Raw genomic sequence first — 17,610 nt, 5'->3', positions numbered from 1 at the left:
ACCGCGCCGAACCCCGGATATGCAAAAACCGCTTGGTGTAAACACCAAACGGTCTTGTGTGCTGCGAGCTAGACACCTCGTGTTTATTTAGCGGTCCATTCGGCAACCCGCTCAGGGTGCTTGGCGACCCACTCTTTTGCCGCTGCTTCAGGTTTTGCGCCCTCCTGAATGGCCAGCATTACCTCGCCAATCTCGTCTTTGGAGTTCCAGGCAAATTTTTTCAAAAAGGCCGCAACTTCAGGGGCTTTGTTGTCCAGCTCTTTGCTGCCGATGCTGTTGACCGTTTCCGCAGCGCCATACACACCTTTCGGATCATCCAGGAAGCGCAGTTTCCACTTGGCAAACATCCAGTGCGGTACCCAGCCAGTGACGACGATCGGCTCGTTTTTAGCGTAAGCGCGACCCAGCTCCGAGGTCATGGCCGCCCCGGAACTGGCCTGCAGTTTATAGTCCAGCCCGTAGTCCTTGATCGCCTCGTCGGTTTTGAGCATGACGCCGGATCCTGCATCAATACCGACGATTTTCTTTTTATAACCGGCATCGTCCTTGAGGTCGGCAATGGACTTGGCTGCCACATATTCAGGCACGATCAGACCAATTTTTGCGTCTTTAAAATTAGGCCCGTAATCGACAACCTTGTCCTTGTTCTTGGCCCAGTACTCGCCGTGGGTAACCGGCAACCAGGCCGACAGCATGGCATCCAGCTTGCCCGTCGCTACGCCCTGCCACATGATCCCGGTGGCGACCGGCATCAGCTTCACGTCATAGCCCAGCTTCTGCTTGATCACTTCAGCCGCTACATGGGTGGTCGCCACGCTGTCGGACCAGCCGTCAACATAGCCAATATTGAGCGTCGGCTTGCTCTGGGCGTTCGCCAGCCCCGCACTCATCGCCAGCACCAAGGCAGCTCCCGCGCTCAAAATTCGTCGCATCTTCATTAGTGATTCCCCGCAGTGCAGGGCCCGACGAGTGCCGGGCCACATCAACTATTTCAGGGCCCGCCCTGCACCCCGACCCAATATGCCCCTCGATAATCAACCCCGCCCGTTCGCCGGCCTGCTCTGACGACGACCCCCAGGCACCCGCTAACGACATCGACCGCACTGCGGCAACAGGAACCCCCATTGAATAGCGGGATGCCATCAAGGGTTACATGTCCAAACTTTACCGGGCGCGCTACGCCCTCCAATTGCAGGTAAGATGCGCGGCTTTGCTCCCATACGGCCTGACCATGTCCGCGACTGCCCGCTCCCCCGTCCTGCCTTATCTGTTCGCCTGTGTACTGGGCGTGTTTGCCATTGCCGGTTTCTGGTACGGCCTTGGCCAACCGGTGATCTTGCCCGATGCCGCCACCCCGACCCACAAACTGCAATGTGCGTCTTACACCCCGTTTGACAAGGATCAGTCGCCGTTCGACCAGCCCTTCGTGCCACGGGTTGAGCGGATGGACGCGGATCTGGCATTGCTGGCCACCCGCTTCGAATGCCTTCGCACCTACTCCCAGACAGGCCTTGAACAACTGCCCGAACTGGCACGCAAGCACGGCTTGAAGCTGATGATGGGGGCGTGGGTGAGCAGCAATGCGCAAGCGACCGCCGAAGAAGTGAAGGCACTGATTGCCTCGGCCAATGCCAACCCGGACGTGGTCACGTCTGTGATCGTCGGCAACGAAGCCTTGCTGCGCAAAGAAGTCACCGCGCCACAACTGGTCAAGCTGATCAATCAGGTCAAAAGCCAGATCAAGCAACCCGTTACCTACGCCGATGTCTGGGAGTTCTGGCTGCAACATCCGGAAATTGCCCCGGCCGTGGACTTCCTGACTATCCATCTACTGCCTTATTGGGAAGATGACCCTGCGGGCATCGACCAGGCAGTGAAGCATGTGGCGCAGATTCGCCAGGTGTTCGGCAACAAGTTCGCGCCCAAAGATATCCTGATTGGCGAAACCGGCTGGCCAAGCGAAGGACGCCAGCGTGAGACCGCCCTGCCGAGCCGGGTCAACGAGGCCAAGTTCATCCGTGGCTTCGTCAATCAAGCGGAACAGAATGGCTGGAAGTACAACCTTATCGAAGCCTTCGACCAGCCCTGGAAGCGTGGCAGCGAAGGCGCTGTCGGCGGCTACTGGGGCTTGTTTGATGCCGATCGCCAGGACAAGGGCATTCTGGCCGGACCTGTGTCCAACCTTCCGCACTGGCCCGTCTGGCTGGGACTTGGTGTGGCACTGTTCTTAAGCACCCTGGTGGTTGGCGGGCGGGCTCGCAGTACTCGCTCTGCCCTGCTGCTGCCGGCCCTGGGCGCTATTGCGGGTTGCAGCGTCGTGGCATGGGCCGAACTGGCTTCGGTCACCAGCCGTTACGCCGGAGAATGGCTATGGGCAGGCATTCTGCTCGGCTTGAATCTCATCGTATTGACCCATGGCGCTTTGGCCCTGGGTCAAAAGGATGGCTGGCGCGAGCGCCTGTTCAATGTGCTGGAACGCCGGGCCGGATGGTGGCTTGCCGCCGCGGGCTTCGCCGGAGCCGTGATGATGCTGGGGCTGGTTTTCGAACCGCGCTATCGCAGCTTCCCGAGTGCTGCGCTGCTGCTGCCTGCACTGGTTTACCTGTTGCGTCCGGTACGGGGCCCGCGCCGGGAGCTGGGCCTGCTGGCATTTATCATTGGCGCCGGGATACCGATACAGCTATATCGCGAAGGGCTTGATAATCAACAGGCCTGGGTCTGGGCACTGGTCTGCGTACTGATGGTAGCGGCGCTGTGGCGCAGTCTCAGGATTCGCTGAAAATATGCAACGGATCGCGGGCAGGCAAGCTTCTACAAAGTGTGCTTGCCCGCGACAGTTCAGGCGCCTAGCGCGCCCTGACCAGGCGCAACCCCGCGATCACCACGGCGAACACCGCCAGGCTGGCGTTATACAGCGCCAGCGCAGGAAACCCGAACAGCAAGGCCAAAACTGCCAGCGCACTGCCAACCCGCCCGCGAACAAAAAATGCGATCACCGAGGTGGCCACAGCTACCCAGCCCAGCACCCGGAAATGAATCAGCCAACCCATATTCGCCCGCAACTGGCACTCCCAGCGCGCCGCCTCTGCAACACAGGTCCCGACCCATTGCGAGTCTTCCATAAAGCCATAGCGCAGGCCATAACTGGCAGCCAGCCAAAGAGCCAGGACGGGAAGCAGCAAGATCAACGGCATACGAGCACGCATAAAAAACTCCAAGAGGCAAAACGGCGCCCAGCTTAATCTCCCCTCTTCTGTATGCAAGCCTTGCAATCAGATATCTGTTCACTAAAGTCATTCAACGTGTATCGTCTGCTAGCTTTTTGCCTGCTCTAAACGGAATCGGGGATTTAATCGTGCTGCTCCATGGCACTTTGACGGTAGCCCTGTGGTCATAGCCTGCGAATCTTCTGCGCACCTTCTTAGGGATAGTCTCCATGCTTCGTTCTCTGCCTTTCGCCGCCTTGCTCTGCGGCCTTTTATTGAGTGCGTCCGCACAGGCGGTCGATGTTGACCCCGCCACCTATGGCTACCCCCTGACCAACCCATTCGAAGCCACAATTGCGACTACACCTCCGGAAATGCGTCCGCTGCTTCCGGACGATGACGATATCAACCAGTCGGATTACAGCCTCAAGCTGCGCCCTGAACGCGAGTTCACCTTGCCCGCCAACTTCTGGGCAGTAAAAAAGCTCTCCTACCGCATGGCCAAACAGGATCATCCGGCCCCGCTGATGTTTCTGATTGCAGGCACCGGCGCGCCCTATGACAGCAGCCTCAACGAGTTCCTGAAAAAGCTCTTCTACAAGGCCGGCTACCATGTGGTGCAACTGTCATCGCCGACCAGCTATGACTTTATGAGCGCCGCCTCACGCTATGCCACCCCGGGCATCAGCCAGTACGATGCCGAAGATTTGTATCGGGTAATGCAGGCCGTGCGTGCGCAGCAGGCTAACGTCCCGGTCACCGACTACTACCTGGCCGGCTACAGCCTGGGAGCGCTGGATGCAGCGTTCGTCAGCCATCTGGATGAGACCCGAAAAACCTTCAACTTCAAAAAAGTGTTGCTGCTTAACCCGCCGGTCAATCTCTACACCTCCATCAGCAACCTCGACAAGCTGGTGCAGACCGAGGTTAAAGGCATCAACAACAGCACCACTTTCTATGAATTGCTGCTGAACAAACTGACCCGCTACTTCCAGCAAAAAGGCTATGTCGATATAAATGCCGCCCTGGTCTACGACCTGCAGAACTCCAAGGAACGCCTGACCAACGAACAGATGGCAATGCTGATCGGCACTATGTTCCGCTTCGCATCGGCCGACATCGTGTTCACCTCGGACCTGATCAACCGCCGCGGACTGATTACCCCGCCGAACTATCCGATCACCGAAGGCACCAGCCTCACACCGTTCCTCAAGCGCTCGCTGCAATGCGACTTCGACTGCTATCTCACAGAGCAGGTGATCCCGATGTGGCGCGCCAGGACTGATGGCGGCAGCCTGTTGCAACTGATCGATCAGGTCAGTCTGTACGCGCTCAAGGATTATCTGCAAAACAGCCCGAAGATCTCCGTCATGCATAACGCTGACGACATCATCCTGGGGCCTGGCGATCTTGGATTTTTGCGTAAAACCTTCGGCAATCGCCTGACGGTCTACCCGTATGGTGGCCATTGCGGCAACCTCAACTACCGTGTCAACGCTGACGCTATGCTGGAGTTCTTCCGTGGCTAAACATATTTTGCTTCTCGCCGCCCTGCTCAGCGCCGGCTATGCCCAGGCAGACAACGGCAAGACCCAGACCGAACGCACTCAGGACATCGACGGCTTTACCCAGCCGTTGAAGATGCTGCAGTTCAATCCCGGTCTTGATCAGCGTGAATTTGAACGCGCGACCATGAACGCCCTGAGCGTGTATGACCCGCTGGAGTCCATCAACCGCCGGATTTACCACTTCAACTACCGCTTCGACCAATGGGTCTTCCTGCCAGTGGTTGATGGTTACCGCTATGTCACCCCGAGTTTCCTGCGTACCGGGGTGAGCAACTTTTTCAACAACCTGGGTGATGTACCCAACCTGTTCAACAGCCTGCTGCAACTCAAGGGACATCGCTCCCTGGAGACCACAGGACGCTTGCTGCTGAACACCACGCTGGGCGTGGGCGGCTTGTGGGACCCGGCAACTGCCATGGGCCTGCCACGCCAAAGCGAAGACTTCGGGCAAACCCTGGGCTTTTATGGTGTACCCGGTGGTGCTTACTTGATGCTGCCAATCCTCGGCCCTTCAAACCTGCGTGACACCACGGGTCTGGTGGTCGACTACGGCGTGAATCAGGAAATCAACTTCCTCAACGTGCCTCACGAAAGCACCCGGCATCCGGAAATCTGGGTACTGGGCGCTGTCGACAAGCGCTACAACACCAGCTTCCGCTATGGGCAATTCGACTCGCCGTTTGAGTACGACAAGTTGCGCTACATCTATACCGAAGCCCGCAAACTGCAGATCGCTGAATAATCAGGTTCACAGGGCTGCATGCCAGTGCAGCCCTGCCCTGAGGTTAAACCCGCAAAAATCGGCATAGCGCTTCGCGCTTGGCCATCGCATCACGCCGCCCAAGCTCAATCAATTCCCGACAATAGCCTGACTCAAACAGCAAGTAGCTCAGCACCCCTGCGCCGCTGGTTTGGGTGGCGCCCGGACCGCGCAAAAACATGCGCAACGCCGACGGCAGTTCATGCCGGTGGCGGGCCGCTATTTCGTCGATCGGCTGACTCGGGGCGATGATCAGCACCTCTACCGGCGCCAGCCCCAGATTGTCTGACTGATGCGGCAACAGGCGGGCGAAGTGGTTCATGCGCTCGAGCAGTTCAATATCACTCTCGAGGCTGTCAATGAAGGTACTGTTGAGCATGTGCCCGCCAATCTGCGCCAGCGTGGGTTGCTGAGCGTTGGAGTAGAGTTGCTGGTCGACTTGCGGGTCAGGCCCGCGCGGATTGCCGCTCACCCCCACCACCAGTACACGACTGGCCCCCAGGTGCAGGGCGGGACTGATGGGCGCAGATTGACGCACCGCGCCGTCACCGAAGTACTCCTGCCCGACCTTGACCGGGGCAAACAATAGCGGGATGGCGGAGCTGGCCAGCAGATGATCCACCGTCAATGCCGTAGGCAAACCAATACGCCGGTGGCGCAACCAGCCATCGATTGCCACCTGCCCTTGATAGAAGGTCACCGCCTGACCCGAGGTATAACCAAACGCCGTCACCGCCACAGCCCGCAACTGCTGCTCGGCAATTGCCTGATCAATCCCGGCGAAATTGATTTTATCGGCAAGCAAACTGCGCAAGGGTGAACTGTTGAGCAAGGCCACGGGAACATGGGAGCCCAGCCCGAGCAGGCTGTGACTCAGAAAGCGGGCAGCCTGGTGGATCACCCCCGGCCAGTCGCTGCGCAACACCAGATGGCTCTCGAAGCCCTGCCAGAACTCAGTCAAGTGCTCGACCGCCCTGGCAAAGTCCAGCGCCCCGCTCGCCAGACTGACCGCATTTATTGCCCCGGCCGAAGTGCCGACAATGACCGGGAACGGATTAGCGCAACCGGCAGGCAGCAACTCGGCAATCGCTGCCAGTACGCCAACCTGATAAGCCGCCCGCGCACCACCTCCGGACAGGATCAGGCCCGTAACCGGAGCCAGCGGCCTCAAGGCAGCTCGCCCTTGCAGCAGACAGGCTCAACGGCGCTTGTCGTAGAGCTTGGGCTCGCCCGGCGGACGGGTTTTGAAGCGTCTATGGGCCCACAGGTATTGTTCCGGACATTCGCGTATCGCGCGCTCGACCCATTGATTGATTCGCAGGCAATCAGCCTCATCGCTTTCTCCGGGGAAATTGCTCAGGGGCGGATGAATCACCAATTTATAACCACTGCCATCCGCCAGTCTCTGCTGAGTAAAGGGCACAACCTGCGCTTTGCCCAGTTTGGCGAACTTGCTGGTAGCGGTCACAGTTGCGGCCTGAATCCCGAACAGCGGCACAAAGATACTTTGCTTGGCGCCGTAGTCCTGGTCAGGTGCGTACCAGATAGCCCTTCCTGAGCGCAGCAGCTTGAGCATGCCGCGCACATCGTCGCGCTCCACTGCCAGCGAGTCGAGGTTATGTCGCTCACGCCCGCGGCGCTGGATAAAATCGAAGAGCGGGTTTTTGTGTTCGCGGTACATGCCATCAATGGTGTGTTGCTGGCCGAGCAAGGCGGCACCGATTTCCAGTGTGGTGAAGTGGAACGCCATTAAAATAACGCCCTTGCCATCCCGTTGCGCCTGCTTGAGGTGCTCCAGGCCTTCAATATGGGCCAGCCTGGCCAGGCGCGGCCTGGACCACCACCAGCTCATGGCCATTTCAAAGAAAGCGATACCGGTCGAGGCAAAATTGTCTTTGAGCAACTGCTCGCGCTCGGCGGCAGATTTCTCAGGGAAACACAGCTCAAGGTTACGCGCGGCAATGCGCCGACGCTCACCGGCTACCCGATACATCAGGGCACCCAGCACCCGGCCGATGCACAACTGCGCTTTATAGGGCAGTTGCACCACCAGCCACAGCACGCCTAAACCCAGCCACAGCAGCCAGAAACGCGGATGAAAAAAAGCAGCACGAAATTGCGGGCGATCCATTAATGATTCCGGACAGACACATGGCCGACCATTCTACATCGTTCGACCCCGCTTGCGGCCCGCGGGCGATCTCGTTATAAGTCTCAGCACTTTAAGTTACAAGCCGCGTTAAACAGACCATGAGCCCAACCGAATCGCTAGACCAAGCCCCTGTGTTCCAGCTAAAGGGCAGTATGCTCGCCATTACGGTGCTGGAACTGGCCAAGAACAACCTTGAAGCCCTTGATCGCCAACTGGCAGCCAAAGTGGCTCAAGCGCCGAATTTTTTCAGCAACACCCCACTGGTGCTGGCCCTGGACAAACTGCCAGCCGGTGAAGGTGCGATCGATTTGCCCGGGCTGATGCGCGTGTGTCGCCAGCATGGCCTGCGCACCCTGGCCATTCGGGCCAGCCGCATCGAAGACATTGCCGCAGCCATCGCCATCGACCTGCCGGTCTTGCCGCCTTCAGGCGCCCGTGAGCGACCGATCGACCCGGTCGAAGTCGTAGAGCCGAAGAAACCCGAAAAACCGCCTGAACCCGTGATCAAGCCGACCAAGATCATCACCAGCCCGGTACGCGGCGGCCAGACCGTTTATGCAGAAGGCTGTGACCTGGTAGTCATCGCTTCAGTCAGCCCCGGTGCGGAACTTATGGCCGATGGCAACATCCATGTTTACGGGCCAATGCGCGGTCGTGCGCTGGCCGGACATAAAGGCAACACCAAGGCACGGATTTTTTGCCAGCAACTGAGCGCCGAGCTGGTGTCCATTGCCGGCAAGTACAAGGTTTCGGAAGATTTGCGTCGCGACCCTTTGTGGGGTTCAGGGGTGCAAATCAGTCTGTCAAGTGACATGTTGAACATCACCCGTCTTTAACGGATACTCTCGCCATTTTCCAAGCATCTCCAAAGCGTAGGAACTCAGACTCAACCTTGTAGGAAATCAATACTCAGGCAGTGCTTATGCTGTGTAAGCCTGACCCGCAAAGATGACCCACCAGGGCTGCTCACCTGCCGTCGTGTACAGAGATGTTATTCAGGGGCTAAAAAGTCCTTTTTCCTTAGGGGTGAAACACCTTGGCCAAGATTCTAGTGGTTACATCCGGCAAGGGTGGTGTGGGTAAGACCACCACCAGCGCCGCTATCGGTACCGGCCTCGCTCTGCGCGGCCACAAAACAGTGATCGTCGACTTCGACGTCGGCCTGCGTAACCTCGACCTGATCATGGGTTGTGAGCGCCGCGTGGTGTATGACTTCGTTAACGTAGTCAACGGCGAAGCCAACCTGCAACAGGCCCTGATCAAAGACAAGCGTCTGGAAAACCTGTACGTGCTGGCTGCCAGCCAGACACGCGACAAGGATGCCCTGACCAAGGAAGGCGTCGAAAAAGTTCTTATGGAACTTAAAGAGACCTTCGAGTACGTGGTCTGCGACTCACCTGCAGGTATCGAAACCGGTGCTCACCTGGCCATGTACTTCGCCGATGAAGCGATTGTCGTGACTAACCCGGAAGTATCCTCGGTGCGTGACTCCGACCGCATGCTGGGCCTTCTGGCGAGCAAGTCGCGCCGCGCCGAACTGGGCGAAGAGCCGATCAAGGAACACCTGCTGCTGACCCGCTACAACCCTGAGCGTGTAAGCAAAGGCGAAATGCTCGGTGTTGAAGACGTCAAAGAAATTCTGGCCGTGACCCTGCTCGGTGTCATTCCCGAATCCCAGGCAGTACTCAAGGCATCCAACCAGGGCGTGCCCGTGATCCTCGATGATCAGAGTGACGCCGGACAGGCCTACGGCGACGCAGTTGATCGCTTGCTGGGCAAAACCGTGGAGCATCGGTTCCTCGATGCACAGAAGAAGGGATTCTTCGAGCGCCTGTTTGGAGGCAACTAAGCAATGAATATTTTTGACTTCTTTCGTGCCAACAAAAAGGTAAGTACCGCGTCGGTCGCGAAAGAGCGTCTACAGATCATCGTGGCGCACGAACGCGGCCAACGCAGCACCCCGGACTACTTGCCGGCTCTGCAAAAAGAGCTGGTGGAAGTAATCCGCAAGTACGTCAATATCGAGTCCGATCAAGTACAGGTTGCGCTGGAAAACCAGGGCAGCTGCTCGATTCTGGAACTCAACATCACGCTGCCAGATCGTTAATCAATCCGGCTGAAACCACGGCGACCTGGAAGTTTCTCTGCAAAGGGAAACATCCAGGTCGCCGTTGGCGTTTGTTAAGAGGCTGTTTTAATGCCGTTGTCGAACATCCACATTATCCATCAGGACGCTGGCGTTCTGGTCGTCAACAAGCCGACCCTGCTGCTTTCCGTGCCAGGCCGGGCTGAAGACAACAAAGACTGTCTGATCACCCGCCTGCAAGAGAACGGCTATCCCGAGGCGCGCATCGTCCATCGCCTGGACTGGGAAACCTCGGGGATCATTTTGCTGGCCCGTGATGCCGATACCCATCGCGAGTTGTCGCGACAGTTTCACGACCGCGAAACCGAAAAAGCCTACACCGCGCTGGCCTGGGGTCAGCCCGAACTGGACAGCGGCAGCATTGACTTGCCATTGCGTTACGACCCGCCGACCAAACCCCGGCATGTGGTCGACCACGAGTTCGGCAAAAACGCCCTGACTTTCTGGAAAGTGCTGGAGCGATGCGGCGACTACTGCCGGGTTGAACTGACGCCGATCACCGGTCGCTCGCACCAGTTGCGCGTGCATATGCTGTCTATCGGCCACCCGTTGCTGGGCGACGGACTGTACGCCCACCCCCAGGCGCTGGCAGCCTGGCCGCGCCTGTGTCTGCACGCCAGCATGCTCAGCTTCACCCACCCGCAAACGGGCGAGCGCCTGCGCTTTGAGTGCCCGGCACCTTTCTGACCGATGATGCAATCGCCGGCAAGCCGGCTCCCACAGGTGGTGTCGGCCTACCAAAAGCAACTCATTGCGGGAGCTGGCTTGCCAGCGATTCAGGCGGCGCGTCCTGCCTAAAAACAAGGTAACGCCATCACACCCAGGCCTGCGCCCAAAGAGCCCCGCGCAGGTTTTTACACAGCAACAAATCTTCTGATCAATGCGCTAAACTCGCGGCCTTGCTGTCTGGAGTAACTTATGCGCGAAGAGTTGAACCAAGGCCTGATCGACTTTCTGAAGGCCTCCCCTACCCCGTTCCATGCCACTGCCAGTCTTGTTCAGCGTCTGGAGGCCGCCGGTTATCAGCGCCTCGACGAACGCGAAACCTGGTTCACCGAAGCCAACGGTCGCTATTACGTCACCCGCAATGACTCTTCCATTGTTGCTTTCAAGCTGGGTCGCCACTCGCCCCTGCAAGGTGGCATCCGCATGGTGGGTGCACACACAGACAGCCCGTGCCTGCGGGTCAAGCCACAACCGGAATTACAGCGCCAGGGCTTCTGGCAACTGGGCGTCGAAGTCTACGGCGGTGCCTTGCTGGCCCCCTGGTTCGACCGCGACCTGTCGTTGGCCGGGCGCGTCACCTTCCGCCGCGATGGCAAGGTCGAAAGCCAGCTGATCGACTTCCGCGCGCCTATCGCCACCATCCCCAACCTGGCCATCCATCTTAATCGCACCGCCAACGAAGGCTGGGCGATCAACCCGCAGACCGAACTGCCGCCGATTCTGGCCCAGGTTGCAGGGGATGAGCGCGCAGACTTCCGCGCCCTGCTCACTGATCAACTGGCCCGCGAGCACGGCCTGAACGCTGACGTGGTGCTGGATTACGAGCTGAGTTTCTACGACACCCAAAGTGCTGCAGTCATCGGCCTCAACGGCGATTTCATTGCCGGTGCACGCCTGGACAACCTGCTGTCGTGCTACGCAGGCCTGCAAGCCCTGCTCAACACCGAAACCGAAGAAAGCTGCCTGTTTGTGGCCAACGACCACGAAGAAGTCGGCTCGTGTTCGGCCTGCGGTGCCGACGGTCCGATGCTGGAACAAATCCTCCAGCGCCTGCTGCCTGAAGGTGACGAGTACGTACGCACCATTCAGAAATCGCTGCTGGTTTCGGCTGACAACGCCCACGGCGTGCACCCGAACTACGCCGACAAACACGATGCCAACCACGGCCCGAAACTGAATGCCGGACCGGTGATCAAGGTCAACAGCAACCAGCGCTACGCCACCAACAGCGAGACAGCCGGGTTCTTCCGTCATCTGTGCATGGCCGAAGAAGTGCCGGTACAAAGTTTCGTAGTGCGCAGCGACATGGGCTGCGGCTCGACCATTGGCCCGATTACCGCCAGCCATTTGGGTGTTCGCACCGTGGACATCGGCCTGCCGACATTCGCCATGCACTCCATTCGCGAACTGGCGGGCAGCCATGACCTGGCACACCTGGTCAAAGTGTTGAGCGCGTTTTACGCCAGCAACCAACTGCCATAAGAACTGCCCCGCAGGAGCGGGCTTGTCTGGCGATGATCTCGAGAGCGACGTGTTTAACCTGTAAGCACGTATTCTCGTAAACCATCATCGCCAGACAAGCTCGCGCCTACAAAGGCAGGGTTTACTGATGTGAGCATCATGCACCCTGGGGCAGTTGATTCATTTTTGATATATGTCACCGCACTTTCCGGGAAAGCGACCTAGACTCATGGGCATTAATTCCTTCAGGTCATTACCCATGATTGAGCTGTCCGCGTTTCACTCCATGATGATTCCAATTGTCTGCGGCATGCTGTTGCTGACCATTGGCTTCACCCTCCGTGACCGGCCCAGCGGCGTCGGCGTATTGATGATCTGGTGCGGCATGCTGCTGATTTTCGGCACTATCATCTTCAAGATTGTGGCCAAGCTCAACGAATCCTCGCTCTGACTTTCACCCTGGATCCGCGATCACTGATTTATACAAATGAATGATTGCGGGCCCTAGCGTACACTCGGCAAATCCGCACCCCTCGAGGTTGATCGCCCAGTGTTTCTTCGTCTTTTAGCCCTGCCCTATTGCCTGCTTGTCTGCTTGCTGACCCTGCTGCCCATGTCTTCGGCCCAGGCCGCCGGCATCACCAGCCTGCTCGGCAGTTCAGATAAAACCCAGGCGCAACCGACCGAGCCGCTGGGCCAGTCGCTGGACGAGGTGATCAAAAATCTCGAAAACGACCAGCAGCGCAGCAAGTTGCTGACTGACCTGAAAAAACTGCGCGACGCCACAAAAAAAGCCCAGCCCGAAGCTGAAATCGGCGTTCTGGGCCTGATCGGCAGCACCCTTTCCGACCTTGAAAAACAGTTCTCGGGCGCAGACAGCCCCACCTCTCGCTGGTCCAGGGAAATTGGCCTGGCCAAGGACGAACTGGTGGCCTTGATGCTGCCGGCAAGTCAGTGGCTGCCGATCATTTTTGCCTTCGCCTTGATCATCATGGTCTGGAGCCTGCTGGCAGCCCTGCTGATCTGGGTCAGCCACCGCGTACGCCTGCGTTTTGGCCTGAGCGAAGAACTGCCGCAACATCCCAAGGCTGTGGACATGCTGCGCTTTGCCCTGCGCAAACTGGGGCCGTGGCTGGTGGCGCTGGTGATCACGGTTTACGGCAGTTACGCCCTGCCGTCTTCGCTGGGTAAAGACCTGGCCATGGTGCTGGCCTACGCACTGGTGATCGGCACCTGCTTCTCGGCCATTTGCGTCATCGCCTTCTCGCTGCTGGACGGACCGCACCGCCATCGCGCCTTGCATATTCTGCGGCATCAGGCCTTTCGCCCGCTGTGGTGGATCGGCAGCTTCGCGGCCTTTGGCGAAGCCCTGAGCGACCCGCGACTGGTGGCCACCCTCGGCGTGCACCTGGCCCACACGGCCGCCACCTTTGCCAATGTGATGGCGGCACTGTCCACCGGTTTGTTCATCATCCGTTTCCGCCGGCCCATTGCCCACTTGATCCGCAATCAGCCATTGTCCCGGCGCCTGACCCGGCGCGCCTTGAGCGACAGCATCGAGATACTCGGTACTTACTGGTATATCGCGGCGCTGATCCTGGTAGGCATTTCTCTGTTCGCGACCTTTCTGTCAGCAGGCGATACCAGTACCGCACTGCGCCAGTCACTGATCTGCACGGTGCTGGTGGTGTTGTGCATGGTCATCAACGGGCTGGTACGACGGCATTCGCAAAGGCCCCAGCGCGGGCACAAACGCCACGCACTGTATTCCGAGCGCCTGAAAAGCTTCATCTACACCCTGGCGCATCTGGTGGTGTGGCTGGTCTTCATCGAGCTGGGACTGCGGGTGTGGGGTTTGTCACTGATCAGCTTTACCGAAGGTGAAGGACATGAGATCAGCGTCAAACTGTTCGGCCTTGCCGGCACGTTACTGTTTGCCTGGCTGATCTGGATTCTCTCCGACACCGCGATCCACCATGCCCTGACCCGCTCACGCAAAGGCCTGGCCAATGCGCGTGCGCAAACCATGATGCCGCTGATCCGCAACGTTCTGTTTGCGACAATTGCCATCATTGCCCTGATCGTCGCCCTGGCCAACATGGGCATGAACGTCACCCCCCTGCTGGCTGGTGCGGGTGTGATCGGTCTGGCCATTGGTTTCGGTGCACAGTCACTGGTAGCCGACCTGATTACCGGTCTGTTCATCATCATCGAGGACTCGCTGGCCATCGACGATTACGTGGATGTCGGCGGGCATCTGGGTACGGTTGAAGGCCTGACGATCCGTACCGTGCGCCTGCGGGACATCGACGGCATCGTGCACACCATTCCGTTCAGCGAAATCAAAAGCATCAAGAACTACTCCCGTGAATTCGGCTACGCGATCTTCCGTGTGGCGATCCCCTACAACATGGAAATCGACGATGCGATCAAGCTGATGCGCGAGGTCGGGCAAAAGATGCGCACCGATCCGCTGCAGCGCCGCAACATCTGGTCGCCGCTTGAGATTCAGGGGGTTGAAAGTTTTGAATCGGGCAGCGCGATTTTGCGCGCCCGCTTCAAGACTGCGCCGATCAAGCAATGGGAAGTGTCGCGGGCGTTCAACCTGTCACTCAAACGCCATCTGGACGAAGCCGGACTGGACCTGGCCACACCGCGCCTGAGCGTACAGGTGGTGACGGCCGGCAGCGGCATATTGCAGAAGGATTGATCCATACACCAACCCGGTAACCGGTCGACGCTCGCTTGTAGACCCTGTAGGAGCTGGCTTGCCAGCGATGGAATCCAGCGGTTGCCATCGCGAGGCAAGCTCGCTCCTACAAAGTGCGGGGTGTCGCTTGTAACTCCTGTGGGAGCTGGCTTGCCAGCGATGGGATTCAGCAGATGCCATCGCAAGGCAAGCTCGCTCCTACAAAGTGCGGGGCGTCGCTTGCAGATCCTGTGGGAGCTGGCTTGCCAGCGATGGAATCCAGCGAATGCCATCGCGAGGCAAGCTCGCTCCTGCAGAGTGCGGGGCGTCGCTTGCAGACGCCTGTGGGAGCAGGCTTGCCAGCGATGGGATTCAGCGGTTGCCATCGCAAGGCAAGCTCGCTCCTACAAAGTGCGGGGCGTCGCTTGCAGATCCTGTGGGAGCTGGCTTGCCAGCGATGGAATCCAGCGAATGCCATCGCGAGACAAGCTCGCTCCTGCAGAGTGCGGGGTGTCGCTTGTAGCTCCTGTGGGAGCTGGCTTGCCAGGGATGGGATTCAGCGAATGCCATCGCGAGACAAGCTCGCTCCTACAGAGTGCGGGGCGTCGCTTGCAGATCCTGTGGGAGCTGGCTTGCCAGCGATGAAATCCAGCGAATGCCATCGCGAGGCACGCTCGCTCCTGCAGAGTGCGGGGTGTCGCTTGCAGATCCTGTGGGAGCTGGCTTGCCAGCGATGGGATTCAGCGGTTGCCATCGCAAGGCAAGCTCATTCGGGGTTCAACGTTCGGCGACGTCCACTCCGATATGAATTGCATCATGTCGCCAGTACTCCAGATCGCAGTCGATCAGACGCTCGTGCTGGTCGTAATTGATCCGGGCAATTCTCAGGCCCGGACTGCCCGCAGATACTTTGAGCGTGGCCGCAGCTTCCAGCGGCAATGCGGTGGGCACTATCTCAAATCGCACCCGACCGTAATGCAAGTCGTAGTGCCGGGCATACAGCTCGGTGATCGACTGCGTGAGGTCATACGCCAGGATCTGCGGGAAGTATTGCGGGTTCAGGTAGTGCTCTACATACAGCACCAGGCGACCATCAATCCGCCGCCCCCGACATATGCGGATCACGCTGGACAGCGCCGGCAGTTGCAGGCGCTCACACACCGCAGCAGAAGCCGGCTGCAAACGCGCCGAAATCACCTCGGTGGTCGGCACCCTGCCCTGGGCACTGACCATGGCGTGAAAGTGACTGCGCTGCATAAGGTTGTAGGCCAGGCGCGGCGGCGACACAAACCAGCCACGCCGTTCCTCACGATAGACCAGGCCCTGGGATTCGAGCTGTAACAACGCCTCGCGCACGGTGACCCGGGTGGTGGCAAACAACTCACTGAGTTTGCGCTCCGCCGGCAGCTGGCTGCCACACGCCAGCAGGCCGTGTTCAATTTGCTCTTGCAGCGCGCGGCCGATCGCTGTCACCGCTTTGGGTGCACCCTCTCGCATCAATGTTACCTATCTGGACTAGTCCAGCACCAAATGTGGGCAGGCTTGGCCTGCGAAACCATCAACTCTTGAAGCTAGCAGCCTAGGCAGTGCAGATGACTGTTGGATGACACTCACCTTCAGTTTATCCGCCAAGGCCATACCATCCGGGGCTTTAGCCATGGTCTACGCTAAGCCGGTGCCTCAGGAAGGGTCATTAAATCGAGTTGCACAATCAATGCCGACATCAAAGTGTCATGACTGCCCCTTAACTTGGCTCAGGTATTGCTGACCTAGACCAACCCACCGCAAAAGAGCAATAAAACCCAGCGTTGAAAACGCCCAAGGAGCTTCGGATGAAACAGTTTTTCCTGGCATCACTGTTAGGCACCAGCATCGCCCTATGCACTTCGGCCATGGCTGGCGATGTGGACTTGAAAACCCTCGAAGCCGCTGCCAGGGCCGAAGGGGCAGTCAACAGTGTCGGCATGCCCGATGACTGGGCCAACTGGAAAGGCACTTGGGCTGACCTGAACAAGCTGTATGGCCTCAAGCACATCGACACCGACATGAGTTCGGCCCAGGAAGTGGCCAAGTTCGATGCTGAAAAAGACAATGCCAGCGCCGATATCGGTGACGTCGGTGCTGCCTTCGGCCCCATTGCCGTGGCCAAGGGCGTGACCCAGCCGTACAAGCCGACTACCTGGGAGCAGATCCCCGAGTGGGCCAAGGACAAGGACGGCAACTGGGCCCTGGCGTATACCGGCACCATCGCGTTCATCATCAACAAAAAACTGCTGCATGGCTCCGAAGCCCCCACCAAGTGGTCCGACCTGAAGACCGGCAAATACAAAGTCTCCATCGGTGACGTCAGCACCGCAGCCCAGGCGGCAAACGGTGTACTGGCGGCAGCCCTGGCCAACGGCGGGGATGAAAAAAACATTCAGCCTGCCTTGCTGATGTTTGCCGACATTGCCAAGCAAGGTCGCCTGTCGCTGGCCAACCCGACCATCGCCACCATGGAAAAAGGCGAAGTGGAAGTGGGCGTGGTCTGGGACTTCAACGGCCTGAGCTACCGCGACAAGATGGTCAAGCCGGATGACTACATTGTGCTGATCCCTTCTGATGGCTCGGTGATTTCCGGCTACACCACCATCATCAACAAGTACGCCAAGCATCCGAATGCCGCCAAGCTGACCCGGGAATTCATTTTCAGCGATGCCGGCCAGACCAATCTGGCGCGGGGCAATGCACGGCCGATTCGCGCCGAGCACCTGAAGCTGCCGGCTGAGGTCCAGGCCAAGTTGCTGCCTAACGAGCAGTACAAAACCGTGACTCCGATCAAAGACCCCGCCGCATGGGAAAAAACCTCCAAGGCGCTGCCACAGCAGTGGCAGGAAGAAGTCATTATCAATATGCAGTAACC

General features: G+C 58.7%; 16 protein-coding genes. 11 read left to right on the top strand and 5 right to left on the bottom strand.

Features of this window, described 5'->3' with window-relative positions; all coding sequences use genetic code 11:
- Positions 1 to 83 precede the first annotated feature (83 nt).
- The gene (locus tag B195_RS07540) at positions 84 to 938 is read right to left on the bottom strand and encodes a glycine betaine ABC transporter substrate-binding protein (RefSeq protein WP_003446895.1); all 855 of its coding nucleotides are present in this window, start codon (positions 936 to 938) and stop codon (positions 84 to 86) included.
- 293 nt (positions 939 to 1,231) lie between these two features.
- Here B195_RS07540 and B195_RS07535 point away from each other — a divergent pair, with 293 nt between their 5' ends.
- Positions 1,232 to 2,779 (top strand): beta-1,6-glucan synthase, encoded by a 1,548-nt coding sequence (locus B195_RS07535; protein WP_037001947.1) that lies wholly within the window; start codon positions 1,232 to 1,234, stop codon positions 2,777 to 2,779.
- A 67-nt stretch (positions 2,780 to 2,846) separates the two neighbouring features.
- Here B195_RS07535 and B195_RS07530 read toward each other — a convergent pair whose 3' ends face one another.
- Positions 2,847 to 3,206, bottom strand: coding sequence for a hypothetical protein (locus B195_RS07530; protein WP_003446892.1), 360 nt, complete (start codon positions 3,204 to 3,206; stop codon positions 2,847 to 2,849).
- A gap of 230 nt (positions 3,207 to 3,436) precedes the next feature.
- Here B195_RS07530 and B195_RS07525 point away from each other — a divergent pair, with 230 nt between their 5' ends.
- Both B195_RS07525 and B195_RS07520 read left to right on the top strand, forming a co-directional pair.
- Complete coding sequence (locus tag B195_RS07525) at positions 3,437 to 4,735, top strand: hypothetical protein (RefSeq protein WP_003446890.1); 1,299 nt, start codon at positions 3,437 to 3,439, stop codon at positions 4,733 to 4,735.
- The gene (locus B195_RS07520; protein WP_003446888.1) at positions 4,728 to 5,516 is read left to right on the top strand and encodes a VacJ family lipoprotein; all 789 of its coding nucleotides are present in this window, start codon (positions 4,728 to 4,730) and stop codon (positions 5,514 to 5,516) included. Before B195_RS07525 ends, B195_RS07520 begins: the two co-directional genes overlap by 8 nt.
- A gap of 43 nt (positions 5,517 to 5,559) precedes the next feature.
- On the opposite strand, the gene B195_RS07515 is transcribed toward B195_RS07520, so the two are convergent.
- On the bottom strand, positions 5,560 to 6,705 hold the full coding sequence (locus B195_RS07515; protein ID WP_003446887.1) for a patatin-like phospholipase family protein: 1,146 nt from the start codon (positions 6,703 to 6,705) through the stop codon (positions 5,560 to 5,562).
- A gap of 27 nt (positions 6,706 to 6,732) precedes the next feature.
- On the bottom strand, positions 6,733 to 7,665 hold the full coding sequence (locus B195_RS07510; protein WP_003446885.1) for a lipid A biosynthesis lauroyl acyltransferase: 933 nt from the start codon (positions 7,663 to 7,665) through the stop codon (positions 6,733 to 6,735).
- Positions 7,666 to 7,784: 119 nt separating this feature from the next.
- Here B195_RS07510 and minC point away from each other — a divergent pair, with 119 nt between their 5' ends.
- The 7 genes from minC to B195_RS07475 all read left to right on the top strand — a co-directional run bounded on the left by minC (position 7,785) and on the right by B195_RS07475 (position 14,729).
- A complete protein-coding gene (gene minC / locus B195_RS07505; RefSeq protein WP_003446883.1) occupies positions 7,785 to 8,522 on the top strand; it encodes a septum site-determining protein MinC in 738 nt (245 codons plus the stop codon).
- A 200-nt stretch (positions 8,523 to 8,722) separates the two neighbouring features.
- The gene (gene minD, locus B195_RS07500) at positions 8,723 to 9,535 is read left to right on the top strand and encodes a septum site-determining protein MinD (protein WP_003446882.1); all 813 of its coding nucleotides are present in this window, start codon (positions 8,723 to 8,725) and stop codon (positions 9,533 to 9,535) included.
- 3 nt (positions 9,536 to 9,538) lie between these two features.
- A complete protein-coding gene (minE, locus tag B195_RS07495; RefSeq protein WP_003446880.1) occupies positions 9,539 to 9,793 on the top strand; it encodes a cell division topological specificity factor MinE in 255 nt (84 codons plus the stop codon).
- Between the two features lie 90 nt (positions 9,794 to 9,883).
- On the top strand, positions 9,884 to 10,519 hold the full coding sequence (locus tag B195_RS07490; RefSeq protein ID WP_003446879.1) for an RluA family pseudouridine synthase: 636 nt from the start codon (positions 9,884 to 9,886) through the stop codon (positions 10,517 to 10,519).
- A 231-nt stretch (positions 10,520 to 10,750) separates the two neighbouring features.
- The gene (locus B195_RS07485) at positions 10,751 to 12,040 is read left to right on the top strand and encodes a M18 family aminopeptidase (protein WP_003446878.1); all 1,290 of its coding nucleotides are present in this window, start codon (positions 10,751 to 10,753) and stop codon (positions 12,038 to 12,040) included.
- Positions 12,041 to 12,278: 238 nt separating this feature from the next.
- The gene (locus B195_RS07480) at positions 12,279 to 12,470 is read left to right on the top strand and encodes a hypothetical protein (protein ID WP_003446877.1); all 192 of its coding nucleotides are present in this window, start codon (positions 12,279 to 12,281) and stop codon (positions 12,468 to 12,470) included.
- Between the two features lie 99 nt (positions 12,471 to 12,569).
- Positions 12,570 to 14,729 carry a mechanosensitive ion channel family protein gene (locus B195_RS07475; protein ID WP_003446876.1) on the top strand — a complete coding sequence of 720 codons (2,160 nt, stop codon included), beginning with the start codon at positions 12,570 to 12,572 and terminating at the stop codon, positions 14,727 to 14,729.
- Positions 14,730 to 15,485: 756 nt separating this feature from the next.
- Here B195_RS07475 and B195_RS07470 read toward each other — a convergent pair.
- Entirely contained in the window at positions 15,486 to 16,205 is a 720-nt protein-coding gene (locus B195_RS07470) for a UTRA domain-containing protein (RefSeq protein ID WP_003446875.1), read from the bottom strand.
- A gap of 335 nt (positions 16,206 to 16,540) precedes the next feature.
- Between B195_RS07470 and B195_RS07465 the strand changes: the two genes are divergently transcribed.
- Positions 16,541 to 17,608, top strand: a complete 1,068-nt coding sequence (locus tag B195_RS07465; RefSeq protein ID WP_003446874.1) for an ABC transporter substrate-binding protein — start codon at positions 16,541 to 16,543, stop codon at positions 17,606 to 17,608.
- Positions 17,609 to 17,610 lie beyond the last annotated feature (2 nt).

The organism is Pseudomonas sp. Lz4W, assembly GCF_000346225.2.
GTDB lineage: Bacteria > Pseudomonadota > Gammaproteobacteria > Pseudomonadales > Pseudomonadaceae > Aquipseudomonas > Aquipseudomonas paraversuta.
The sequence above is the reverse complement of the archived record's forward strand: the minus strand, read 5'-3'. Positions and strand labels throughout refer to the sequence as shown.